The following is a 21,792-nucleotide window of genomic DNA, read 5'->3' as shown; positions in this document are numbered from 1 at the left end:
GGTCAGACCACGACGGGGGTGAACAGGGCGGGCAGGGCGGTGAGTCCGCGCATCCAGATCGACGGACGCCAGGTCAGCTCCTCGGGCTCCACCGCGAGGACGAGGTCGGGGAGGCGTTCCAGCAGGGTCTCGACCGCGGTGCGGGCGACGACGTCGGCGAGCAGCGGCGCCGGGTACGGGCACCGGTGCTCGCCGTTGCTGAAGGACAGGTGCGCGGAGTTCTCGGCGCCGACGTGGGCCTCGGGCCAGAGCTGCGGGTCGGTGTTGGCCGCGGCCAGGCCGAGGACGAGGCAGTCGCCGGCGCGGATCTGCCGGCCGCCCAACTGGGTGTCGTTCACGGCCCAGCGGCCGATGAAGTTCTGCGTCGGCGTGTCCAGCCACAGCACCTCGTTGAGCGCCTCCCCCACGCTGAGCCGCCCGCCCGACACGTTGAGGGCGAAGCGTTCGTCGGTGAGCAGCAGCCGGAGCGTGTTCCCGATCCAGTTGGCGGTGGGCTGCTGGGCGGCGGCGATCACGGAGATCAGGTCCTGCACCGTCTCCTCGTCGGTCAGGCCCGCCGGGTGGGTCAGCATCCGCGAGGTGACGTCGGGGCCGGGCCGCTCGCGCTTGTGCCGGACCAGGCCGTGGATGCGCTCGCCCACACGTGTGTACGCCGCGACGGGGTCGTCGCCCTCCGCCGCGTCGAGGGAGATGCGCAGGTCCTCGACGAGGTGCTGGGTCTCGGCACCGCTGTGCGGCATCCCGCACATGCGTACCGCGGCGCGCATGGGCAGGGCGTGCGCGTAGCCGCTCATCAGCTCGGCCCGGCCGCTGCCGGCGAAGCCCGCGATGAGCCGGTCGGCGAGCTGCCGGCAGTCCCGGGCCAGCTCGAACTGGTCGACGCCGGCCAGGGCATGGGTGATCACGCCGGCCCGGCGCCGGTGTTCCTCGCCCTCGGTGAACAGCACCGAGGGCTGATGTCCGACGTAGGGCATGAGCGGCCAGTCGGGCGGGATGCGGTCCCACTGGTTCCAGCGCCGCGAGTCGCGGGCGAACAGCTCGTCGTGGGTGGTCACGTAGCTGACCTCGGGGTAGCCGAGGACCAGCCAGGCGGGTACCCCGCCGTCGAGGAGCACTGGTGCGACGGCGCCGTGCTCGCCCCGCAGTCCGCGGTACAGCTCCGACGGCGTCTGCTGGTACGCGAGACCGGCCAGCGCGACGGCGTCCGGGTGGGCGGGGCAGCCCGGTGCGGCGACGGGGTGCGGAGCGGGGTCGATGTCGGTCACGGTGCGCCCTCCTGGGCCAGGGCCAGTTGGTAGAGGTGGTCCACAAGGGTGACCAGCACGTCCTTGCCGGACGCGCGAACCCGGGCGTCGCAGTCGATCAGCGGTACGCGCTCCGGCAGCGCGAGGGCCAGGCGGATCTCGTCCAGGGAGTGCCGGGCGGTGTCGTCGTCGAAGCGGTTGACGGCCACGACGAACGGGGTGCCGTGGTGTTCCAGCCGGTCTATCGCGTACCAGGAGTCGTCCATGCGGCGGGTGTCGACGAGGACGACCGCGCCCAGGGTGCCGGAGAAGAGGCGGTCCCACAGGAACCAGAAGCGCTCCTGGCCGGGGGCGCCGAACAGGTACAGCACCATGCGGTCGTTGAGGCTGATCCGGCCGAAGTCGAAGGCCACCGTGGTGGTGGTCTTCGCCGTGACGTCACCGGTCTCGTCCACGCCCACGCCGGCCTGGGTCATCACCTCTTCCGTGTTGAGGGGCCGGATCTCGCTGACGGAGCGCACCAGGGTGGTCTTGCCGACGCCGAACCCGCCCACGACGACGATCTTCAGGCCGGTCTCCGCCGCGTCGGTCAGAGGTGTGCGGCCGGAGGCGGAGAGGTGCGCGGGGGTGGGCGTGTCAGAGGTTGCGGAGCCCATGGAGCACCTCCTGGAGAAGGGCGGTATCGGGGCGGTGCGACGCGGCGGACCGCCCCAGGCGCGGATGGCGGGCGGTGATCCTGCCGGTGGCGAGCAGGTCGCCGAGCAGGATGCGGACCACCGTGATCGGCAGTGCCAGTTCGGCGGCGAGTTCCACCACGGCCGTGGGGTGCCGGCACAGCTCCAGGATCCGGATGTGTTCCGACTGCATGCCGGCCGACGGTTCGCACTCGCCGACCACCAGGGTGACGAGGTCGAAGGAGTCGTCGGCGCGGCTGCGTCCGCCCGTGACCGTGTAGAGCCGGTCGGGTGCGCCGGTGTCCACGGGCCTGCGCGTCACGACGGGCCGCTCCCGCGCAGGGCGTGGCGCGGCGCGGCCCGCAGGTGCTCGCCGATCTGCTCGACCAACTCGGTCATCTGGTGGCCCACCACGCCGGGGTCGGCGTCCTCCACCGCGACGACGGCCAGGTGTGCGCCCTCGCCCGCCTCGACGATGAACAGCAGCCCTCCGTGGAACTCGGTCATGGAGTGCCGTACGCCACCGGTTCCGTTGCCGAACTCGACGGAGGCGCCCTGGGCGAGGGCCTGGATGCCGGAGCAGATCGCGGCCAGTTGGTCGGCCCGGTCCAGGGTGAGGTGTTCGGTCCAGCAGAGCCGGAGGCCGTCGCGTGACAGGACGAGGGCGTGGCGGGTGCCGGGGGTGCTGTCCAGGAGGTTCTGGAGGAGCCAGGTGAGGCTGTTGTCGGTGGTCTGCATGCTGAGTGAGGGGACGGTGGGTGCTGCTGCTCCGGTCACCGGCCCGTTCCTCCAATCTCACGAACTCGGTTGCGAAGGGGCTCCGTTGTGCGCCGTGCGGAGGGGCGCGCGGTCTACCCGGACGCGGGCGGCTCCGGCGTCGGCGCCCCGCCGGCCGCCCCGGACCGGCGCCCGCGGTGGAAGGCACCGAAGCTGGACCCGGCGTCGCGGGACGCCGTCGCCGGCCGGTCGGTGGGCCGCGGGGGCGGGTCGCGCCGTTCGCGCTCGGCCTCGGCCATGGTCCGGCCCGGGGAGCGCACGGGCAGTCCGCCCGGTGTCGCGGACGGCGTGCGGCTTCGCGGCGCCTGCTCGGGAGGTACGGTCCGCTCGGCGTCCCGGACGTCCGGGAGGCGCGACGCGGCCAGGGGCGCCTCCGCGGCGGGCGCGGGTCCGGGGACGGGGACGCGGGCGGCGCCGCCGAAGGTGCGGCCGGTCAGGGCGGGCCCCGGGTCCCGCTGCTGGGCGAGCAGTTGCGGCGGCACCAGGACGACGACGCCCGTGCCGCCGCGGGACGAGGGGCGGTAGCTCACTCCGACGCCGTACTTGGCGGCCAGCCGTCCGACCACGGCCAGGCCGAGCCGGGTGCCCTGGAGCGAGGCCAGGTCGGTCGCCCGTCCCGACACGGCCTCCTCGGCGTGGCGCATGGCGGCGTCGGCCATCTTCAGTCCGCTGTCCTCGATGGTGATGACGATTCCGGCGGTACGTTCCTCCACGTACACGTGGACCTCGTCGACGGGTGGCGAGAAGTTGGCTGCGTTGTCCATCAGTTCGGCCAGCAGGTGCATGACGCCCTCGGCCGCGTAGCCGGAGATCGCGGCGGTGGTGGAGCAGTGCATGCGGACGCGCTGGTAGGCGGCGATGCGGCCGACGGCACCGCGCAGGATGCTCTCCATCACGATGGGCCTGTTCCAGGCGCGGCTCGAGCGGCCGCCCATCAGCAGGGCCAGGCGGTCGGTGATGAGACCGAGCTGGGAGGTGCTGTGGTCGAGCCTCAGGAGGTCGCCCAGGACCTCCTCTCCGTGCCGGTCCTGCATGTCCCGCAGGTCGGCGAGCATGCGCACGGCCTTGGCCTGGACACGGCTGAGGGACTTGGCGGAGGCGGCCTCGGCGGCGGCGGTGCGCCGTTCGCTGTGGGCCAGTTCCCGGACGAACAGTTCGGCACAGGTACGCAGGTGCGGGCGCCGGGGCCAGTCCAGCTCGGCGAGGACGGCCTCGGCCGAGGTGCCGTCGCGCAGCCTGCGCACCGCGGCGGGCAGGGTGCTGCTCGTCAGGTGTTCCAGCTCCCCGGTGGCGCTGCGCGTCTCACGGAGCGCCTCCTGGTGCCGGGCCTCGGCCTCCGCGGCGTGCCGTACGGCGTCGGCCGTGAGGGAGGCGAAGCCCTGGACGACCTGACGCAGGTGCGGCCCGGGTGCGGGGGCGGTGCGGGCGACGGCCTCGTCGGCGCCGGCCCCCTCGCGCACCTGCTGGGCGACGCCCGGCAGCACGACGTTGACGAGGTGCACCAGGCCGGCGTTCTCCTGGGCGAGCCGGGCCTTCAGGGTGCCGATCTCGGTTATCCGGTCGGCCGCGGTACGGCGGGCCCGCCCGACGAGGTGGGAGGCGAGGACCACGGTGACGGCGACGCAGAGCCAGGACGTCACGGCGAGGGTCGCGGTCCAGCCCTGGGCGGCACCGGGCGCCGCGGCCCAGGCGGCACCGGCGCCCGCGGCGGTCGCGGGCAGCACGACCAGGGCGACGGCGGGGGTGCGGCGGGGGGCTTTCTGCGTCCGGGGCGGGGTGGGGGGTGCAGACACTGACATTCCGCGGTCCCTGGGGTCCTTGAGAGCGGGGAAGGGCCGATCGACATGGGTCGGCCCGCGGGGCGGAGCCGTGCCACCGGGTCCTGTTGACCACTCCGGTGATCACTCCGGTGGACTTCCGGCTCATGCTAGTCAGCGCCGCGGACACGCATGCCCGACCCGCCGGGAACCCCACCGAGGAGCGAACTTCCCGCACATCCCGTCGATCGAAAGCGCCGATGTGATACGGCCGTTCGGACCGGCCGGCGGCCTGCTCGCGCGGTGGCCGGACGGGCCGGGCCCGGGCGCGGCGACACCATCTGGGTGACTGTGGGATGCGGTGGGGCGCGACAGCGGATCGTATGGGTGCCATGCGCAGACCCATAGCCGTGGCTTCAAGCCACTCACGCCTGCTCACGACAGGCGTGCTCCTCGCCTCCCAGTCACTCCTGCTGACCCTGTCGGCGGTCCCCGCGACCGCCGGAGACGCCGGGTCGCCCGTCCGCGGTTCCGCCTACATGGGCCGGGGTGTCCTCGCCCACGAAGGTGTCCAGGGGCGGCCCGCCGAAACCCGCGCCAGTCAGATCGAGGGCGTGGACGTCTCCAGCCACCAGGGCAACGTCGCCTGGTCGACCCTGTGGAAGAGCGGGGTCAAGTGGGCCTATGTGAAGGCCACCGAGGGGACCTCCTACCGCAACCCGTACTTCGCCCAGCAGTACGGCGGCTCCTACGACACCGGCATGATCCGCGGCGCGTACCACTTCGCGACCCCGGACACCTCCGGCGGCAAGGCCCAGGCCGACTACTTCGTCGACCACGGCGGCGCCTGGTCGAAGGACGGCAAGACCCTGCCCGGCGTCCTCGACATCGAGTACAACCCGTACGGGGCCACCTGCTACGGAAAGACCAAGTCCCAGATGGTGAGCTGGATCAAGAGCTTCGTGGACCGGTACAAGGCGCGCACCGGGCGCGAGGCCGCCATCTACACCTCCACCAACTGGTGGACGCAGTGCACCGGCAACTCCAGCGCCTTCGGCGCGGACAACCCCCTGTGGGTCGCCCGGTACGCCTCGTCCGTGGGGGCCCTGCCGGCCGGCTGGGGCTTCCACACGATGTGGCAGTACACCTCGACCGGAAAGACCGTCGGGGACCACAACAAGTTCAACGGATCGCTGGACCGCGTCAAGGCCCTGGCCAAGGGCTGACGGGGACCCGCGTCGGGCGCCGGTCGCGGTGTCAGCGGCCGGCGAGGGGTTCCAGGATGCCGGTGACCTGCTCGCGCATCACGTCCCGGGCAGCGGGCGGCAGTCCGCCGAGATCCGTACCCTCCAGGGCGTCGACGGCCTCGTCGGCGCCCCCGTCGCACGCGGTGCTGCCGCCGACCACCTCGTAGCCGTCCCGGACGGCGACCCGCAGCCGGGGCCGGCCGTCGTCGTCGGTGTGCACCGCCGTGGCGACGACCAGGGGCGGCGGCCCGCCCGCCGCGGCGGGCTCCTTGCGGTAGCCGCTGGCCGTCGGGGTGCGCCAGCGCAGGCCCAGCAGCAGGTGACGCTTGGCCATCACCTCGGCCAGATCCGTCTCGTAGGCCCCGTCGGAACCCAGTACGGTGGCGCGGGCGTCCAGCACGAGGGCCGCGGGCAGCAGGCAGCGCAGGGTGCTGCCCACGAGGTTGCCGCCGACCGTCGCCGCGCGGCGCACGGCTCCGGTGCCCACCGAGCCCGCCGCGCGGCGCAGCACCTCCGGTACCCGCTCGTCGATGCGGTGCAGCAGTACGGCCGCGCCCAGCGCCTCGGGTTCGAGGACGGTCGCCTCCGGCAGCTCGCGCAGGGACATGGCCAGTTCGGGGAAGCCGTCGCGTTGCCAGGCGGCCCACACGAGAGTGGCGCCGCCGACGGGCACCGCTCCCTCCGCCAGGCACTCCTGTGCCTCGGACACGGACGTGGGCAGACGCAAGTGCATGCTGATCGACCTGCTTTCCCGGCAGTCGGCGGTGGAACGACGAGGCGTCACCCGCCGCGTGATCACGGCCAATGTGATTGTCCGTACCGTCGACGGGGCGCGTACAGGGCTCACTCGGTTCCGATGTGCGCCCCCCGCGCGCCGGTGCACCTCCTACGGGTGCCCTATGGGTGCTCTATGGGCGTCGTGCCACGAAGACGAGTTCGCGACCAGGGCGGTCGGGGGCGTCGCGCACCTCCCGGACCTCGAAGCCCCGACCGGTCAGGTCGGCCTCCACCTCGGCCCGGTCGCGGAAGCGCAACGTGGAGTCGGAGGTCAGCACTTCGCCGTCCGCGGTGAAGACGTGGGTCCAGCGGAAGGTGACGAGCGGGCCGCTCACGTCCAGCAAGTCGCACCAGCTCTCCACCGCACCCGTGCCGGGGATCTCGACGACCCGGTGCGTGTGCTCGCGGACCCACTCCTCCCAGGCACGCCGGGCCGGGTCCCGTGTCTCGAACACCAGGTGCCCGCCGGGCCGCAGGGCCTCGTACGCCCCCTGAAGTGTCCCCCGCCACGCCCGTGGCCCGGTGATCGCCTGGGCGACGTTCGCCGTCATGGTCGCCAGGTCCGTGCGCAGCGGGGGCAGCGAGGTCGCGTCCCCCTCGATCCAGCGCACCCGAGCGGCGCCCGGCTTGCCCCGGGCCACGTCGAGGGAGGCCGCGGCGGGATCCACCCCGACCACCTCGATGCCCCGTGCGGCCAGCAGCAGGGCGAACACCCCGGTGCCGCAGCCGATGTCCAGCACGCGCCGGGCGCCGAACTCGCCGGTCATGCCCAGGTACGCGTCCAGGTCGCCGCGATCGGTGTCCAGCGCGTCGTAGACGGCGGCGAGCCGCGGATGCAGGAAGCACTCGTCAGCCATACGGCCGACGATAACGTGCACGCGCGCGCGTGCGGTCGTACGGAATCCCCGCCGGGTTCCCGGCCGGCCCCACCGAGCCGGTGCGGCGGGAGCGGACGCGGGGTGCACCGGCGCACCGGGAGCCGACCGGCGTGCCTCCGTGCGGGGCGCCGGTGCGCGTTCCCGGGGGTCGCACGGGGTATCTCCCAAGACGGGCCCCCGAGACCGCCGCCCCGGACACCCGCGCGGTCACCCGTCTCCCACGGAAGGCGCACCGACATGACCGAGCCTCACGACCTGGAGCCCGTCGCGACGTTCTGCGGCAACTGCGACTGCGGCTGTCCCCAGTTGTTCGTCGACCCCCAGGCACCGGCGGAGCGGCGGATCGTCCTGACCGACGACTTCGGCCAGCGCGTGCAGATGAGCGCCGACCAGTTCTCGTCGCTGGTCGACGACGCCAAGCAGGGCAAGCTGGACGGCGTCGCGCTGCCCTGACCGGTCCGCCGCGGGGCCTTCCGGGTGAACGGCCCCGCGCTTCCCCGGTCGGCCTGCGTCGACCGGGGAACAAGGACGGGCATGCGCGCACTCGTCATCAACTGCACCCTGAAGCCCTCCCCGGCGCCGTCCAACACCGAGGCCCTCGCCTCGACGGTCATCGCGGCCCTGAAGGGCCACGGAGCCGAGGTGGACGTCGTCCGGGCCGTCGACCTGAATCTGAGACCGGGCGTCGAGACCGACATGGGCGACGGCGACGACTGGCCCCAGGTGCACGAGAAGCTCCTGGCCTCCCAGATCCTGATCATCGGGTCGCCCACCTGGCTCGGCCGTCCGTCCTCCGTGGCCCAGCGGGTCCTCGAACGGATGGGCGCCATGATGAGCGAGACCGACGACGAGGACCGCCCCGTCGCCTACAACCGCGTCGCCGGTGTCCTGGTGACCGGCAACGAGGACGGCGCGCACCACGTCATCAGCGAGATCAGCGGCGGACTCGCGGACATCGGCTACACCGTCCCGGGACAGGCCTGGACCTACTGGCACCTGGGTCCCGGACCCGGACCCGACTTCCTCGACGACGAGCGCGGCCACGACTGGGCGCTCTCCACCGGCCGGGCGATGGCGTCCAACCTCGTACACGCCGCGCGCGCCCTCGCCGCGATGCCCGTGCCCGCCCCACCGTCCTGACCTCGCAGGCCTTCGTACCGCACTCATGGTCACCGACCTGGCCCGCGGATGTCTGAGGGTCCCGATACGGGGCATTCGTGCACGAGCAACGACGTACGACACACATGAGGAGCTGAGGTCCGCCATGACGCACGACCTGACCCCGAAGTACACGGTCCCCGGCATCGAGCGCGAGGCCGCCGGACGGCTGATCGGTGTGCTGCGACTGCGCCTGCACGCCCTCAACGATCTGCACCTGACCCTCAAGCACGTGCACTGGAACGTCGTCGGGCCGCACTTCATCGCCGTGCACGAGATGATCGACCCGCAGGTCGACCAGGTGCGCGACATGGCCGACGACGTCGCGGAGCGCATCGCCGCGCTCGGCGGTGTGGCCCAGGGCACGCCCGGGGCCCTGGTGTCGGAGCGGAAGTGGGACGACTACTCCATCGGCCGGGCCGACGCGATCGCCCACCTCGGCGCGCTCGACCTGGTCTACACCGGCGTGGTGGAGGGCATGCGCGCGGCCGTCGAGGAGGCCGGCAAGATCGACACCGCCACGGAGGACCTCCTGATCGGCCAGCTCCGGGACCTGGAGCAGTTCCAGTGGTTCGTGCGGGCCCACCTGGAGAGCGCCGGAGGCACCCTGGCGACGGGCAGCGCGGAGTCCGAGAAGGAGGCGGCGGCCCGCGGCGCCGAGATCGGCTGACGGCCGGCCCCGCCGGACGCGGGGCGCGCCGGGCCCGCCGTCATCGGCGCCCGGCCGCCCCTCGGACGACCCGGCCCGGACGCTTCAGCGCCGGCCGAGCCGCCGTTCGCCGCGGCTGCCCTGCTCGTACGGCAGTTTGTAGTGCTCGAAGACCGCGCCTTCCTCCTCGGCCGCGAGCTCACCGTCCGGATCGATCCCCGGGGCGTCCTTGACCAGCGACTTGTCGTAGGTCACCTTCACGTAGCCCGGCCCGACGACGGCCTTCTCCACCGGGACGAAGACGAGACGGCGCCGGGTCGGCATGCCGACCGTGACCGTCGCGAACGCGGGGCGGTCGGTCAGCGTGTCGAAATAGACGGACTCCAGGGTCCCGATCTTGCGGCCGTCCTGGTCGACGACGTCCTGGCCGCGCCAGTCACGAATGTTTTCGGCTTCAAACATGGCCACTCTCCCCTTCCGAGAACGCGCTCACTGTCTAGTTCCCCGCTTCACGCGTCTGTCGCGCCTCTGTCGCCCCACCGGCCCAGGGCCCGTCCGGCAACGGCGGAAATCGAGGGGTGTGCGGCGCGTGACCCGGGGTAGGCGGTCCTTCGTCGGCCGAACAAGGTGACGACGACGGGGGCCGATCGACAGGGAGGGCACATCATGGCGACGACGACCGCACAGGCGACGCACACCACCACGGACATGCCGGAGATCACGGATCCGTCCAAGGTGGCGCCCAAGGACGCGCGGGAGTTGTCGAAGCTCTTCTTCGAGCAGCTCACGGTGCTGGAGGAGGGCACGCCCGAATACCAGTACGCCCGCAACACCCTGATCGAGATGAACATGTCCCTCGTCCGCTTCGCGGCCGGCCGGTTCCGCAGCCGCGGCCCGGAGGAGATGGAGGACATCGTCCAGGTCGGCATGATCGGCCTGATCAAGGCGATCGACCGGTTCGAACTCACCCGTGAGGTCGAGTTCACCTCGTTCGCCGTGCCGTACATCGTCGGGGAGATCAAGCGGTTCTTCCGGGACACCTCGTGGGCCGTGCACGTCCCGCGGCGTCTCCAGGAGGCGCGCGTCCAGCTGGCGCGCGCCACCGAGGAGCTGCGCAGCCGTCTGGGCCGCAACCCCACCACGCAGGAGCTGTCCGAGCTGATGAGCCTGCCGGAGGACGAGGTCGTCGAGGCCCGTCTCGCGGCCAACGGCTACAACTCCGCCTCCCTGGACGCCGCCATCAACGGCAGCGAGGACGGCGAGTCGGCCCTCGCGGACTTCATCGGCACCGACGACGCCGCGCTGGCGCTCGTGGACGACTTCCACGCCCTCGCCCCGATGATCGCCCAGCTGGACGAGCGCGACCGGCAGATCATCCACTGGCGGTTCGTCGAGGAGCTCACCCAGAAGGACATCGGCGAGCGGCTCGGTGTCTCGCAGATGCACGTGTCGCGGCTGATCTCGCGTCTGCTGGGCCGCCTGCGGGAGGGCATGCTCAGCACCACCTGAGCACGTGACCGGCGGCGCGCCGCCTGAGCCGGGTCTCCGGCTCAGGCGGCGCTCTTCTTCTTGCGGCGGCCACCGGCACCGGTGAGCGCGTCGACGAGCTCGGCGCGGCTCATCTTCGAACGTCCGGCGATGTCCTGTTCGGTGGCCCGCTGGTACAGCTCGGCCTTGCTCAGCTCCCGCAGCTCGGACCGCTTGGGCCTGGCCTCGCGGGAGGGGGCGGTGGCCTTCTTCCGAGGTGCGGACGACCGCTTGCCGCCCGCGTCCTGCGCCTGTTCCAGGCTGCCCCGCAGTACGTCCATCAGGTCGACGACGTCGGTGGCCCGCGGTGCCTCCTCCGCGACGGCGATCTCCTCGCCCTCGGCCTTGGCCCGGACCAGCTCGCGGACCTTCTCCTGGTACGTGTCGTGGTAGCGGGCCGGGTCCCAGGGGCCGCTGAGGGCCTCGACCAGCCGCAGCGCCATGTCCAGTTCCTTGCCGCGGCCCACCCGGCCCGTCGGCAGCTCCGGCAGTTCCTCGACCGGGTCGCGGACCTCGTCGGCCCAGTGCAGCGTCTGGAGCAGCAGGACCCGGTCCTCGGCCCGGAGCGCGGTGAGGTACTGCCGGTTGCGCATCACGAAGGTGGCGACGCCGGCCTTGCCGGTCTCGGCGAGCGCGGTGCGCAGCAACTCGTAGACCTTGAGGTATGCCTCACCGCGCGGGGCGACGTAGTAGGTGCGGCCGAAGTACACCGGCTCGATCCGGTCCAGGTCGACGAAGTCGGTGATCTCCAGGGTGCGGGAGCGGCCCGGCGCGATCTCGTCGAGTTCGCCGGGTTCCACGACGACGTACTCGCCGTCGTTCACCTCGAATCCCTTGACGATGTCGGCGGCGTCGACCTCGTCGCCGGTGCGCTGGTTGACCCGCCGGTTGCGGATCCGGTCCGAGGTGCCGCGCTGCAACTGGTGGAAGTGGACCGTGTGGTCCTCGGTCGCGGTGAAGAGGCCGACGGGCACGGAGACCAGCCCGAACGTGATCACACCGGTCCAGATCGCCCGTGCCATGACCGTCCGCTCCGTCCTGTCCCACACCGTCCGGGCCACCCACGCTCGCACCGGGTGCCCGCCCCCGCGCGCCGGGCGGAGCAGTCGGGTGTGCGTGGTCGTCGCACGGCGGGCGGGCCGGCGCCGGGGCGGCCCGAACGGCCGGTAGCCCGCGCGGATCGGCCGCCGCCGGTATTCCCTGTGAGGAGGACGGCGGCCCCACCGACCCGCCGGCCGTCTCTCCCCCACCCACCCAACGACGTCGAACGAAGGGGCGCCGCCCATGAGCCGGCACGTCAAGGCGATCAGCCGCGAGGAACACCTGCGTTTCGTCGCGGCCCGGCCGTCCGTGAGCCATCTCCAGACCCCCGCGTGGGGAGACGTGAAACCCGACTGGCACGCCGAGAGCCTGGGCTGGTTCGACGAGGACGGCGTGCTCGTGGGCGCCGGGCTGGTGCTGATGCGGCCGTTGCCGAGGCTGCGTCGCTGTCTGGCGTACCTGCCCGAGGGCCCGGTCATCGACTGGGGCGCCGCGGACCTGGAGGGCCTGCTGGAGCCGATGCTCGCGTATCTGCGCTCGCGGGGTGCCTTCTCGGTCAAGATGGGTCCCCCGGTGGTGGCCCGGCGCTGGAGCGCGGACGCGGTGAAGGCCGCGATCGCCGACCCGGGAGCCCGGCGGCTCGGTGACGTGGAGGCCACGGTGCGGGAGGCCGGGGCGGACGGGATCGCGGAACGACTGCGCGGGATGGGCTGGCGGCGCGCCGAGGCGGGCACCGAGGACGCCTTCGCCGCGGGACAGCCGCGCTACGTCTGCCAGGTGCCGCTCGCGGGGCGGTCACTGGAGGATGTGCGGGGCGGCCTCAACCAGCAGTGGCGCCGCAACATCAACAAGGCGGAGAAGGCGGGCGTGAAGGTGGTCCGGGGCGACCTGGAGGACCTGGCCGCGTTCCACGAGCTGTACGTCGAGACCGCCGAACGGGACCGGTTCGTCCCCCGGCCGCTCGACTACTTCCGGCGCATGTGGACCGCGCTGACGGCCGAGGACCCCGACCGTATGCGCCTCTACCTCGCCCATCACGACGGGGAGGTGCTGGCCGCGGCCACCATGCTGACCGTCGGGGAGCATGTCTGGTACTCCTACGGCGCGTCCACCGCCCGCCGTCGCGAGGTGCAGCCCAGCAGCGCCCTGCAGTGGCGGATGATGTGCGACGCCCACGAAGGGGGCGCGGCCGTCTACGACTTCCGCGGCATCACCGACACCCTGGACGAGGACAACCACCTGCTGGGACTGGTGCGGTTCAAGGTCGGCGCCGGCGGGCAGGCGGTCGAGTACCTCGGCGAGTGGGACTACCCGCTCAACAGGGTGCTGCACAAGGCTCTGAGTCTGTACATGTCGCGCAGGTGAGGCGCGGGAGCGTGGGGGTGGGCGATGCCGCGGGTGCTCGTGGTGCAGAACCATGCCGGTGGCGGGCCGGGCCGGTTCGGTGACTGGCTGGTCGCGGAGGGGCTGTCGCTGGACGTGGTGCACGCGTACGCCGGTGCGCCACTCCCCCGGCGTGCGCGGCACGAGGGCGTGGTGGTGCTCGGCGGCGGCTATCTCCCCGACGACGACGAGCGGGCGCCCTGGCTCGCGCCGACCCGCGCGGTGGTCGCGGAGGCGGTGGAGCGGGGTGCCGCCGTGTTCGGGATCTGCCTCGGCGGGCAGTTGCTCGCCCAGGTGTCGGGTGGGACGGTGCGGGGCGACCACGGCGAACCGGAGTTCGGGAGCACGCCGCTGAGCCTGCGGTCCGAGGCCGGGGACGATCCGCTCCTGAGGGGTCTGCCGTCGCGGGTGACGGCGGTCGAGCACCACAAGGACGCCGTCACCGCCCTGCCGCCCGGCGCCGCCTGGCTGATGGAGAGCGAGCGGTGCCCGTACCAGGCGTTCCGCGTCGGTGAGCGGGCGTGGGGCGTGCAGTTCCATCCCGAGGCCGGGGCGGACCGGGTCCGGGCGTGGGACGCCGGGCGGCTCCGGGCGAGCGGACTGGACCCGGTGGAGCTGTCCCGCCGGGCGGAGCGCGACGAGCCCGCGGCCGAGGCGGTCTGGCACGAGGTCGCCCGGCGCTTCGCCGCGGTCGTCTCGGCGTGAGGGTCGGGGCCGGGGTCAGCCGCTGAAGGCGCCCTGATCGGCGAAGGCCAGCTTGGCGAAGCGTTCGCCCATGCGGCGGTGGGTGGCCGCGTCCGGGTGGAGGCCGTCGGGCAGGGGCAGTTCGGCGGTGTCTGCCTCGCCGTAGAGGTCGCGGCCGTCCAGGTAGTGCAGGTGCGGGTCGGTGGCGGACCGCTGCGCCACGATCCTGGCCAGCTCGTCCCGGATGACGTTCAGGGTCAGCTTCCCGCTCGCGCGCTCCGCCGGGTCGCCCGTGGCCACCCAGCTCATCCGTCCCTCGGCGACGCCGGAGAAGTCGGGGGCGAGCGGGCCCGGGGTGTCCTCGTGGACGGGGCACAGGATGGGCGAGACGACCAGCAGCGGGGCGGTGGGATGGCCGTCGCGGATGGTGTCGAGGAAGCCGTGCACGGCCGGGCCGAAGGCACGCAGACGCATGAGGTCGGCGTTGACCACGTTGATGCCGATCTTCACGCTGATCAGGTCGGCCGCGGTGTCGCGCATGGCGCGCGCGGTGAACGGGTCGAGCAGGGCGCTGCCGGCCAGTCCGAGGTTGACGAGTTCCACGCCGCCGAGGGTGGCGGCGAGCGCCGGCCACGTGGTGGTGGGGCCCGCGGCGTCGGAGCCGTGGCTGATCGAGCTGCCGTGGTGCAGCCAGACCCTGCGGCCGTGGTCCGGGGCGGGCTCGACAGGGGCGTCGGTGCGCAGGGCGACGAGTTCGGTGGTCTCGTTGTGCGGCAGCCAGATCTCGATGTCCTTGTCGCCCTCGGGCAGGTCGGCGAAGCGCAGGGTGCCGACCGGGCCACGCTCGACGTCCGTCGTGCCGGTGGTCATGTCGATGGTCAGGATGTTGCCGCCCGCGACGGTGCCCCGGCCCGACGGGCGGCCGTCGACGAGCAGTTCGTAGACCCCCTCCGGGCGTGGCGGGGCGCCGACGTAGGCCCGCTTCGTGGGCAGGGTGTCCAGTTCGAGCGCGGTGGCACGGGTGCGCAGGACCAGGCGTACGCCGGAGGGCTGGGACTCGGCCATGGCGAGTTGTCCGTCGGTGTTCTGGGCGCGGGCCGCGGCGGGGAGCCGGTGGGGCAGCAGGCCGTGCTCCGTGCGCTCCAGGTCGAGGGCGCCCCGCAGGAGGTCCCCGGTGAGAGGCGTGGTGATCCAGTCTTCCGTGGTGTGCATGTCGCCTCCGGCGGTGGTGGTACGTCTCGCTCCGTCGCGCTTTCCTTCGTTAATTATGCACTTGCCTAATTCAATTAGGCAAACAGGATGTCGCTCCGCTCGCGGGGCGTGCGGGGTGACCGTAGACAGGAGGTACGGGCGCGGGCCCCGGCGGAGGAGGCGGAAGGGCATGCGGCGCAGCAGCGGGCAGGGCGGGAAGACCGGCAGCCCTGGCACGGGCTCGGTCGAGTCGGTCCTCGACGAGCTGTACACGACACCGCCGTCCGACTTCGTCTCCCGCCGCGAGGAACGCGCGGCCGCCGCGAGGACGGACGGCCGCAAGGAGGACGCCCGGCTGATCCACGCCGCCCGCAGGCCCACGCTCGCGGCCTGGGCGGCGAACCTGCTGGCCCGCTCCCAGCCGGAGGAGAGCCGGCGGTTCCTGGAACTGGGGCAGTCACTGCGGGAGGCGCACCGCGCTCTGGACGCCGCCGGACTCAGGGAGCTGTCGGCGCAGCGGCGGCGCATCGTCGCCGCCCTGTCCCGGCAGGCCGCGCAACTCGCCGACGAGGCCGGGCACCGGTTGTCCCAAGGGGCGCAGCGGGAGGTCGAGTCGACCCTGCGCGCGGTCCTCGCCGACCAGGACGCGGCCGACCGGTGGTCCGGCGGTCGCCTGGAGGTCTCGCTCACCCCGCCGTCGGAGTTCCCCTCGGACACCTCCCCGGCCGCCCCCGCGACACCCGCACCCGCGCCGGCACCGCCACCCCGGAAGGAACCGGCTCGCACCGGGGCCAAGGACGAACTCGCCGAGCGGCGCCGCAAACGGCAGGAGGACCTCGCACGCGCCGAACAGGAGGCGGAGCGGGCCGCGGAACGACTGCGGGACGCGCAGGCGCGGCAGGCGGACGCCGAGACACTGCTCCGGCGGACGGGCGAGGAACACGACCGCGCCCACGAGGCGGTGTCGGCCGCGGAGGACGAACTGCGCGCGGCACGCGAGGACCTCGACCGGACCGGGCGGGACCGGCGGGACGCCGGGGAAGCGGCCCGTACGGCCCGGAAGGCGGTGACCGGGGCGGAGCGGGAGGCACGCACCGCGGCGCGCCGGGTGGACCGTCTGGTCACGCGCACCGGGCAGCGGGACACATCCGGTTGAGTATCCGTACTCATGATGTGTCCCACCCGTCGCGGGAGGCTTGGGTCATCAGTCACCCGAGGGAGCCAATCGTGCGTACCGGCAAGCGAGTTCATCTGATCCTGGCCTCAGTGGCCGCCGCGGCGGTCATGACCGGCTGCTCCGTCGAGGAGGCGACCTGCGGCGGCGGCGAGTACCCGGTCCTGTCCATCGGCGGCACCGGCAGCGCATGTGTGTCCAACGACGAGGAGCCGCCCAAGGGGTACACCCGGTACCCCGAGGGCAAGGTGCCCGAACACGTCGGCGACAAGTGGGACACCTACTGGCAGACACACACCGTCGACGAGAACGGGAAGATCGTGGAGGTGCCCCAGGGCGGGTGAGTGCGGGGGCCATGTGTTCCGAACACACACACGAGATTGCGGCGGCACATACCACGTGGGCGGCCATACGTGGTATACCGGCCCGGCAGCAAACAGGGGAACAACAGACGCTGTTCGTCCGTACTATCTGTGTGTCCCGCCGTTCCTCACGAGCCTTCACGGCCGCGAATCGAGGAGAGTCACCCTCATGTCCGAGAGCACGACGCAGTCCGCCACCCAACTGGCGTCGCAGTACAGCGTCCAGGTCACCGACGACCTGGAGCGCAACGTCAAGGAGCAGGAACGTGTCAGCGCGGAGCTCACCGCGCTCCAGCAGCAGTTGGCCTCGCTGCAGCACGACCACGCCCTGCTGGTGAGCGTGCAGCAGGCGCTCGGCGTCGCCGTGCCGGAGCCCGCGACCGGTGCGGCCACCGTGCCCTCGCCGCGCGACGGCGCACCCGCCGAGCCGGCCACCCGCGGGCGTTCGCGCGGCAAGAAGGCCGCCACCGCGCCCAAGCGTGCCGCCGCACCGAAGCCGGGCGTCAAGCAGGCCACCAAGCCGTCGGCGACGAAGCCCGCCGGCAAGCCGGCCGCGAAGTCCGCCGCGAAGCAGGCACCCAAGGCCGGCACCAAGCAGGCCGGCAAGGCCACCACCAAGGCGGCCACGAAGGCCGCCGCCAAGCCCGCGGCGAAGAAGGCGTCCGCGCCGGCCACCGCCCAGCCCACGCTGGTCGAACTGGTGCGGACCCACCTCGTCGAGGCGAGCGAGCCGCGGTCCGCCGCGGAGGTCACCACGGCGCTGGGCAAGGCCCACGCCGAGCGCAACGTCAAGACCACGGTCGTGCGCACCACCCTCGAAGGGCTCGTCGCCAAGAACCTGGCCCAGCGCACCAAGCAGGGTTCCTCGGTCTACTACACCGCCACCGACGCCGCCGCCCCGAAGCAGAAGCAGGACAGCGCGGCCGCGGAGCCGTCCGCGCAGAGCGGCAGCTGAGCACACCGTCCCCCTGGGCGCGGTGCGGCGCGCGGCCGGGGGGAACCGGGGTGAGTATCGGTGGATGGGCTTTGTGCTGCCGGTGCTCTTCGCACTCCTCGCCGCGTTCAGCAACGCGCTGGCCACCGTGCTCCAGCGGCGTGCCGCGCTGAGCGTGCCCCAGTCACAGGGATTCCGCCCGGGGCTCGTCCTCGACCTGCTCCGGCGGCCCGTGTGGCTCGGCGGCATGCTGGCCGTCGTGGTGGCCGGTGTGGGGCAGGCGGTGGCGCTGGCGACGGGGCCCCTGTCACTCGTACAGCCCCTGTTCGTGCTGGAGCTTCCGCTGGCCCTGTTGCTCGCCTCGCTGATGACCGGCGGCAAGCTGCCCCAGGTCATGTGGCTCGCCGTGGGCGCGGTGGTCGTCGGGCTGGGTGTCGCGCTGGTCTCGGCGGCACCGGACCACGGTGAGGCGGACGTGCCGCTGGACCGCTGGCTGCCCGCGCTGGTGGCATGTGCCGGGGCGGCCGCGCTGCTGGCGGCGGCCGGACTGAAGCGGCCCGTCGGCAAGGCCCGCGCCGGATGCCTCGGCGCCGCCACAGCGGTGTGCTACGCGCTGACGGCCGGTCTGATGAAGGACTCCATGCGGGTCCTGGACTCCGGCGGCGTGACCGGCTTCCTGACCACCTGGCAGACCTACGGGTTCGCCGCGGCCGGGGTGTGTGCCGTGCTGCTCCTGGAGCACGCCATGCAGGGCGGCCCGCTCGTCGCCTCCCAGCCCGCCCTGACCCTGGGCGACGCCACGGTCAGCCTGCTGCTCGGCGTGATCCTGTACCGCGAGGACGTGCGCGGTGACTGGTGGGTCGTGCCGCAGCTGCTCGGCGTGGGCCTGATCGTCATGGGTGTCCTCAGCCTGGCCCGGCGCGGCACCGACCTGCGCACCGCGCAGTGACCGGCGCCCCGGCCGGGATGCCCGCCTCCGTCACCTGGGGCACAGTGGTCCCAGTCGCCAGCCACCCGGAGGGACGGCATGTCGCAGGCCGCTGCTTCCGACGCCGAAGACGCATCCCCGCCCACCGCCAAACTGCCGCTGTTCACCCTGACCGCCATGGTGGTCGGGTCGATGGTGGGCGCAGGTGTCTTCTCACTGCCGGGCCGCTTCGCCGAGGAGACCGGCGTCGCCGGGGCGCTCATCGCGTGGGCGATCGCCGGTACCGGCATGCTGATGCTGGCCTTCGTCTTCCAGTCCCTGGCCGTACGCCGGCCCGACCTCGACGCGGGTGTCTACGCGTACGCCAAGGCGGGCTTCGGCGAGTACCTGGGCTTCTTCGCCGCCTTCGGCTACTGGGCCAGCACCTGTGTGGGCAACGTGACCTACTGGGTCCTCATCATGTCGACCGTGGGCTCCGTCTGGCCGGCCCTCGGCGACGGGGACACCGCCCTCGCGGTGGTCCTGTCCTCCCTCGGGCTGTGGGCCTTCTTCTGGATCATCCGGCGCGGTGTGAAGGAGGCGACCGCCATCAACAGGGTCGTCACCGTCGCCAAGCTCGTCCCCATCGTCTTCTTCGTCATCCTGGCCCTGGTGTACTTCGAACCGGGTGTGTTCGCCGACAACTTCGGCGGGGACGACCACGCCGGTTCCCTGTTCACACAGGTGCGCGGCACCATGCTGGCCACCGTCTTCGTCTTCCTCGGCGTCGAGGGCGCCAGTGTCTACTCCCGGCACGCCAGACGCCGCTCCGACGTGGGCCGGGCGACGGTGCTGGGTTTCCTCAGCGTCTTCGCCGTCTTCGCGTCGGTCACCATCGTGTCGTACGGCATCATGCCGATGGACGAGATCGCCGCACTGCGCCAGCCGTCCATGGCGGGCGTGCTGGAGTCGGCCGTCGGCACCTGGGGCAGGGTGTTCATCAGCGTCGGCCTGATCGTGTCGGTGCTGGGCGCCTACCTGGCCTGGACACTGATGGCGGCGGAGGTGCTCTTCGTCGCGGCCAAGGACGACGACATGCCCCGCTTCCTGCGCCGTGCCAACGCCGCGGACGTGCCCGTGCCGGCGCTGCTGATGACCTCGCTGCTCACCCAGGTGGTGCTGATCGCCACCAGCTTCTCGGACGACGCGTTCAACTTCGCGCTCAACCTGACCAGTGCCCTCTCCCTGGTCCCGTACCTGCTGGCGGCGGGGTTCGCGGTGCGCATCGGCAGCCGCGACGATCCGCGCACCGAGGGCGGCCGCACCTCCCGGCGGGAACTGACCTGCGCGGTCGTCGCGACCCTGTACACGGCGTTCCTGCTGTACGCGGCCGGTCTGAAGTTCCTGTTGGTGTCCTTCATCCTCTACGCCCCGGCGACCGCCCTGTTCGTGATGGCCCGCCGCGAACAGGGCAGGCCGCTGTTCTCGCCCGGGGAACTAGTCGTCCTGGCCGTCTCGGTGGTGGGTGCCGTCCTCGGTCTCGTCGCCCTGGCGGCCGGGTGGATCAGCCTGTGAGTCCTTCTCAAGGAGGCAGTGTGACCAGCAACGAGAGCGCCGCGCAGCCCGCGCTCGGCGTCCACTCCGAGGTCGGCAGACTGCGCAAGGTCCTGGTGTGTTCGCCGGGTCTCGCGCACCGGCGGCTCACCCCCACCAACTCGGACGAGCTGCTCTTCGACGACGTGATGTGGGTGGAGAACGCCCAGCGCGACCACGCCGCGTTCGTCGGCGAACTGCGCCGGCGCGGGGTGGAGGTGGTGGAACTGCACGACCTGCTGGCGCAGATCATGGCGATCCCGGAGGCGAAGGCATGGCTCCTGGACCGGAAGATCGTCGCCAACCGGGTCGGCGTCGGCCTCGTCGACGCGACCCGCGCCTACCTGGAGACCCTGTCGCCCCGGGAACTCGCGGAGTACCTGGTCGGCGGTCTGGCCACCGGTGACCTGCCCGAGGACTTCCGCTCCCCGTACCTCGCGCTCGCCCGGGAGTCGACCGGCGCGCGCGAGTACCTGATGCCGCCGCTGCCCAACACCCTGTACACCCGCGACACCACCTGCTGGCTGTACGGCGGACTCACCCTGAACCCGCTCTACTGGCCCGCGCGGCACGACGAGACACTGCTCATGAAGGCGATCTACACCTTCCACCCCGACTTCCGGGACTCGACGGTGTGGTGGGGCGACCCCGAACGCGACTGGGGGCAGGCCACCTTCGAGGGCGGGGACATCATGCCGGTGGGCAACGGCGTCGTCCTCATGGGCATGAGCGAGCGCACCTCGCGCCAGGCGATCACCCAGGTCGCGGGCGCGCTGTTCCGCGACGGCGCGGCCGAGCACGTCGTGGTCGCCGGGATGCCGAAGCTGCGGTCCGCGATGCACCTGGACACGGTGTTCACCTTCGCCGACCGCGACGTCGTCACGCTCTATCCGCGCATCATGGACGGGGTCCACACCTTCTCGCTGCGCCCCGCCGACCGGGCACCGGGCTTCGACGTCGTCGACGAGGGCACGACCCCCTTCGTCGACGTCGTCGCCAAGGCCCTCGGCCTCTCCGCGCTGCGCGTGGTGGAGACGGGCGGCGACGCCTACGCCTCCGAACGCCAGCAGTGGGACAGCGGCAACAACGCCGTGGCGGTGGAACCGGGCGTGGTCTTCACCTACGACCGCAACACCGCCACCAACGCCGCGCTCCGCGAGGCCCGCGTCGAGGTCGTCCCCATCGTGGGCGCGGAACTGGGCCGCGGCCGGGGCGGGGGTCACTGCATGACGTGTCCACTGGTCCGTGATCCGGTGGACTTCTGACGCCGCCGGGCGGCCACGGCACAGTACTCCGTACGAGTGGTGCGTTTCACGGCTCGGCCGTACGGTCGTACGGGAAAGGAGAGCGGAGACAAGCGATCCCGATACGGCTGGGAGCAGACATGGGCAGGAACCCGATGAGGGCCGCGGTCACACTGTGTGCCGCTGCCGCGTTCGCGGTACCCCTGGGCACGGCCACCGCCGCACCGACGGCACCGGCCCAGCAGACGACGGACCCGGTGCTGGTGGACTGCGCCGGGCAGCCGGAGGTGCGGCCGGGGACGTTTATCCTGGCCTGCGGGGACGGCAACAGCCGCCTGGTGTCGATGCACTGGTACCGCTGGGACGCCGAGGCCGCGGTGGGCCGGGGCAGCAACGCGGTCAACGACTGCGACCCCTACTGCGCCGCGGGCGCGTTCCGCTCCTACCCCGTGACGGTCCGGCTCGACCGGCCCACGGCCTCGGACGGGGACCCGGGTGAGCGGCACTTCAGCCGGATCACCCTGACCTACACCGACGGCAGGCCGGACGGGTCACCGCGCACGGTGACCCACCCGCTGCCGGGCTGACGGC

At 72.5% G+C, this 21,792-nt stretch carries 24 protein-coding genes; 14 read left to right on the top strand and 10 right to left on the bottom strand.

The window, feature by feature from the left end; translation table 11 throughout:
• Positions 1–2: 2 nt before the first annotated feature.
• The 5 genes from ACGF3J_RS23290 to ACGF3J_RS23270 form a co-directional block, all read right to left on the bottom strand.
• On the bottom strand, positions 3–1,265 hold the full coding sequence (locus ACGF3J_RS23290; RefSeq protein WP_393854622.1) for a cytochrome P450: 1,263 nt from the start codon (positions 1,263–1,265) through the stop codon (positions 3–5).
• On the bottom strand, positions 1,262–1,900 hold the full coding sequence (locus ACGF3J_RS23285; protein ID WP_161329551.1) for an ATP/GTP-binding protein: 639 nt from the start codon (positions 1,898–1,900) through the stop codon (positions 1,262–1,264). Before ACGF3J_RS23285 ends, ACGF3J_RS23290 begins: the two co-directional genes overlap by 4 nt.
• Positions 1,881–2,240, bottom strand: a complete 360-nt coding sequence (locus ACGF3J_RS23280; RefSeq protein WP_161329552.1) for a DUF742 domain-containing protein — start codon at positions 2,238–2,240, stop codon at positions 1,881–1,883. Before ACGF3J_RS23280 ends, ACGF3J_RS23285 begins: the two co-directional genes overlap by 20 nt.
• Positions 2,237–2,656 (bottom strand): roadblock/LC7 domain-containing protein, encoded by a 420-nt coding sequence (locus tag ACGF3J_RS23275; RefSeq protein WP_125491122.1) that lies wholly within the window; start codon positions 2,654–2,656, stop codon positions 2,237–2,239. Before ACGF3J_RS23275 ends, ACGF3J_RS23280 begins: the two co-directional genes overlap by 4 nt.
• Positions 2,657–2,769: 113 nt before the next feature.
• The gene (locus tag ACGF3J_RS23270) at positions 2,770–4,494 is read right to left on the bottom strand and encodes an ATP-binding protein (protein ID WP_393854621.1); all 1,725 of its coding nucleotides are present in this window, start codon (positions 4,492–4,494) and stop codon (positions 2,770–2,772) included.
• Positions 4,495–4,844: 350 nt separating this feature from the next.
• On the opposite strand from ACGF3J_RS23270, the gene ACGF3J_RS23265 reads away from it, so the two are divergent.
• The gene (locus tag ACGF3J_RS23265; RefSeq protein WP_161331607.1) at positions 4,845–5,678 is read left to right on the top strand and encodes a lysozyme; all 834 of its coding nucleotides are present in this window, start codon (positions 4,845–4,847) and stop codon (positions 5,676–5,678) included.
• 31 nt (positions 5,679–5,709) lie between these two features.
• On the opposite strand, the gene ACGF3J_RS23260 is transcribed toward ACGF3J_RS23265, so the two are convergent.
• The gene (locus ACGF3J_RS23260) at positions 5,710–6,432 is read right to left on the bottom strand and encodes an FAD binding domain-containing protein (RefSeq protein WP_161331605.1); all 723 of its coding nucleotides are present in this window, start codon (positions 6,430–6,432) and stop codon (positions 5,710–5,712) included.
• 175 nt (positions 6,433–6,607) lie between these two features.
• On the bottom strand, positions 6,608–7,333 hold the full coding sequence (locus tag ACGF3J_RS23255; protein ID WP_393854620.1) for a class I SAM-dependent methyltransferase: 726 nt from the start codon (positions 7,331–7,333) through the stop codon (positions 6,608–6,610).
• 258 nt (positions 7,334–7,591) lie between these two features.
• Between ACGF3J_RS23255 and ACGF3J_RS23250 the strand changes: the two genes are divergently transcribed.
• The 3 genes from ACGF3J_RS23250 (at position 7,592) to ACGF3J_RS23240 (ending at position 9,182) form a co-directional block, all read left to right on the top strand.
• Entirely contained in the window at positions 7,592–7,807 is a 216-nt protein-coding gene (locus tag ACGF3J_RS23250) for a hypothetical protein (protein WP_393854619.1), read from the top strand.
• 81 nt (positions 7,808–7,888) lie between these two features.
• The gene (locus ACGF3J_RS23245) at positions 7,889–8,494 is read left to right on the top strand and encodes a flavodoxin family protein (protein ID WP_393854618.1); all 606 of its coding nucleotides are present in this window, start codon (positions 7,889–7,891) and stop codon (positions 8,492–8,494) included.
• 124 nt (positions 8,495–8,618) lie between these two features.
• The gene (locus tag ACGF3J_RS23240; protein ID WP_122619177.1) at positions 8,619–9,182 is read left to right on the top strand and encodes a Dps family protein; all 564 of its coding nucleotides are present in this window, start codon (positions 8,619–8,621) and stop codon (positions 9,180–9,182) included.
• Between the two features lie 84 nt (positions 9,183–9,266).
• On the opposite strand, the gene ACGF3J_RS23235 is transcribed toward ACGF3J_RS23240, so the two are convergent.
• The gene (locus ACGF3J_RS23235) at positions 9,267–9,623 is read right to left on the bottom strand and encodes a PRC-barrel domain-containing protein (RefSeq protein ID WP_161331984.1); all 357 of its coding nucleotides are present in this window, start codon (positions 9,621–9,623) and stop codon (positions 9,267–9,269) included.
• 204 nt (positions 9,624–9,827) lie between these two features.
• On the opposite strand from ACGF3J_RS23235, the gene ACGF3J_RS23230 reads away from it, so the two are divergent.
• Positions 9,828–10,670, top strand: coding sequence for an RNA polymerase sigma factor SigF (locus tag ACGF3J_RS23230; RefSeq protein ID WP_122619175.1), 843 nt, complete (start codon positions 9,828–9,830; stop codon positions 10,668–10,670).
• 41 nt (positions 10,671–10,711) lie between these two features.
• Here ACGF3J_RS23230 and ACGF3J_RS23225 read toward each other — a convergent pair whose 3' ends face one another.
• A complete protein-coding gene (locus tag ACGF3J_RS23225; RefSeq protein ID WP_393854617.1) occupies positions 10,712–11,710 on the bottom strand; it encodes a Ku protein in 999 nt (332 codons plus the stop codon).
• Positions 11,711–11,972: 262 nt separating this feature from the next.
• On the opposite strand from ACGF3J_RS23225, the gene ACGF3J_RS23220 reads away from it, so the two are divergent.
• A complete protein-coding gene (locus ACGF3J_RS23220) occupies positions 11,973–13,094 on the top strand; it encodes a lipid II:glycine glycyltransferase FemX (RefSeq protein ID WP_393854616.1) in 1,122 nt (373 codons plus the stop codon).
• Positions 13,095–13,118: 24 nt separating this feature from the next.
• Positions 13,119–13,817, top strand: coding sequence for a type 1 glutamine amidotransferase (locus ACGF3J_RS23215; protein ID WP_393854615.1), 699 nt, complete (start codon positions 13,119–13,121; stop codon positions 13,815–13,817).
• A gap of 15 nt (positions 13,818–13,832) precedes the next feature.
• Here ACGF3J_RS23215 and ACGF3J_RS23210 read toward each other — a convergent pair whose 3' ends face one another.
• Positions 13,833–15,008, bottom strand: a complete 1,176-nt coding sequence (locus ACGF3J_RS23210) for a GDSL-type esterase/lipase family protein (RefSeq protein WP_393854614.1) — start codon at positions 15,006–15,008, stop codon at positions 13,833–13,835.
• Between the two features lie 169 nt (positions 15,009–15,177).
• Here ACGF3J_RS23210 and ACGF3J_RS23205 point away from each other — a divergent pair, with 169 nt between their 5' ends.
• The 7 genes from ACGF3J_RS23205 (at position 15,178) to ACGF3J_RS23175 (ending at position 21,788) form a co-directional block, all read left to right on the top strand.
• Positions 15,178–16,143 (top strand): hypothetical protein, encoded by a 966-nt coding sequence (locus ACGF3J_RS23205; RefSeq protein ID WP_393854613.1) that lies wholly within the window; start codon positions 15,178–15,180, stop codon positions 16,141–16,143.
• A 71-nt stretch (positions 16,144–16,214) separates the two neighbouring features.
• Positions 16,215–16,505 carry an SCO0607 family lipoprotein gene (locus tag ACGF3J_RS23200; protein WP_393854612.1) on the top strand — a complete coding sequence of 97 codons (291 nt, stop codon included), beginning with the start codon at positions 16,215–16,217 and terminating at the stop codon, positions 16,503–16,505.
• Positions 16,506–16,692: 187 nt separating this feature from the next.
• Positions 16,693–17,478, top strand: coding sequence for a BlaI/MecI/CopY family transcriptional regulator (locus tag ACGF3J_RS23195; RefSeq protein WP_393854611.1), 786 nt, complete (start codon positions 16,693–16,695; stop codon positions 17,476–17,478).
• Between the two features lie 64 nt (positions 17,479–17,542).
• The gene (locus ACGF3J_RS23190) at positions 17,543–18,406 is read left to right on the top strand and encodes a DMT family transporter (protein WP_161327908.1); all 864 of its coding nucleotides are present in this window, start codon (positions 17,543–17,545) and stop codon (positions 18,404–18,406) included.
• 78 nt (positions 18,407–18,484) lie between these two features.
• Positions 18,485–19,939 (top strand): basic amino acid/polyamine antiporter, encoded by a 1,455-nt coding sequence (locus ACGF3J_RS23185; protein ID WP_393854610.1) that lies wholly within the window; start codon positions 18,485–18,487, stop codon positions 19,937–19,939.
• A 20-nt stretch (positions 19,940–19,959) separates the two neighbouring features.
• The gene (locus ACGF3J_RS23180) at positions 19,960–21,222 is read left to right on the top strand and encodes an arginine deiminase (protein ID WP_161327906.1); all 1,263 of its coding nucleotides are present in this window, start codon (positions 19,960–19,962) and stop codon (positions 21,220–21,222) included.
• A 119-nt stretch (positions 21,223–21,341) separates the two neighbouring features.
• On the top strand, positions 21,342–21,788 hold the full coding sequence (locus ACGF3J_RS23175) for a hypothetical protein (RefSeq protein ID WP_393854609.1): 447 nt from the start codon (positions 21,342–21,344) through the stop codon (positions 21,786–21,788).
• Positions 21,789–21,792 lie beyond the last annotated feature (4 nt).

The organism is Streptomyces sp. NPDC048171, from assembly GCF_043202655.1.
GTDB lineage: Bacteria > Actinomycetota > Actinomycetes > Streptomycetales > Streptomycetaceae > Streptomyces.
The sequence above is the reverse complement of the archived record's forward strand: the minus strand, read 5'-3'. Positions and strand labels throughout refer to the sequence as shown.

Coding starts and splice junctions, on each gene's coding strand:
- ACGF3J_RS23285 (WP_161329551.1), bottom strand. CDS start 1,900: ATGGGCTCCGCAACCTCTGACACGCCCACCCCCGCGCACCTCTCCGCC.
- ACGF3J_RS23275 (WP_125491122.1), bottom strand. CDS start 2,656: ATGCAGACCACCGACAACAGCCTCACCTGGCTCCTCCAGAACCTCCTG.
- ACGF3J_RS23270 (WP_393854621.1), bottom strand. CDS start 4,494: ATGTCAGTGTCTGCACCCCCCACCCCGCCCCGGACGCAGAAAGCCCCC.
- ACGF3J_RS23265 (WP_161331607.1), top strand. CDS start 4,845: ATGCGCAGACCCATAGCCGTGGCTTCAAGCCACTCACGCCTGCTCACG.
- ACGF3J_RS23260 (WP_161331605.1), bottom strand. CDS start 6,432: ATGCACTTGCGTCTGCCCACGTCCGTGTCCGAGGCACAGGAGTGCCTG.
- ACGF3J_RS23255 (WP_393854620.1), bottom strand. CDS start 7,333: ATGGCTGACGAGTGCTTCCTGCATCCGCGGCTCGCCGCCGTCTACGAC.
- ACGF3J_RS23250 (WP_393854619.1), top strand. CDS start 7,592: ATGACCGAGCCTCACGACCTGGAGCCCGTCGCGACGTTCTGCGGCAAC.
- ACGF3J_RS23245 (WP_393854618.1), top strand. CDS start 7,889: ATGCGCGCACTCGTCATCAACTGCACCCTGAAGCCCTCCCCGGCGCCG.
- ACGF3J_RS23240 (WP_122619177.1), top strand. CDS start 8,619: ATGACGCACGACCTGACCCCGAAGTACACGGTCCCCGGCATCGAGCGC.
- ACGF3J_RS23235 (WP_161331984.1), bottom strand. CDS start 9,623: ATGTTTGAAGCCGAAAACATTCGTGACTGGCGCGGCCAGGACGTCGTC.
- ACGF3J_RS23230 (WP_122619175.1), top strand. CDS start 9,828: ATGGCGACGACGACCGCACAGGCGACGCACACCACCACGGACATGCCG.
- ACGF3J_RS23225 (WP_393854617.1), bottom strand. CDS start 11,710: ATGGCACGGGCGATCTGGACCGGTGTGATCACGTTCGGGCTGGTCTCC.
- ACGF3J_RS23220 (WP_393854616.1), top strand. CDS start 11,973: ATGAGCCGGCACGTCAAGGCGATCAGCCGCGAGGAACACCTGCGTTTC.
- ACGF3J_RS23215 (WP_393854615.1), top strand. CDS start 13,119: ATGCCGCGGGTGCTCGTGGTGCAGAACCATGCCGGTGGCGGGCCGGGC.
- ACGF3J_RS23210 (WP_393854614.1), bottom strand. CDS start 15,008: ATGCACACCACGGAAGACTGGATCACCACGCCTCTCACCGGGGACCTC.
- ACGF3J_RS23205 (WP_393854613.1), top strand. CDS start 15,178: ATGCGGCGCAGCAGCGGGCAGGGCGGGAAGACCGGCAGCCCTGGCACG.
- ACGF3J_RS23195 (WP_393854611.1), top strand. CDS start 16,693: ATGTCCGAGAGCACGACGCAGTCCGCCACCCAACTGGCGTCGCAGTAC.
- ACGF3J_RS23190 (WP_161327908.1), top strand. CDS start 17,543: ATGGGCTTTGTGCTGCCGGTGCTCTTCGCACTCCTCGCCGCGTTCAGC.
- ACGF3J_RS23185 (WP_393854610.1), top strand. CDS start 18,485: ATGTCGCAGGCCGCTGCTTCCGACGCCGAAGACGCATCCCCGCCCACC.
- ACGF3J_RS23175 (WP_393854609.1), top strand. CDS start 21,342: ATGGGCAGGAACCCGATGAGGGCCGCGGTCACACTGTGTGCCGCTGCC.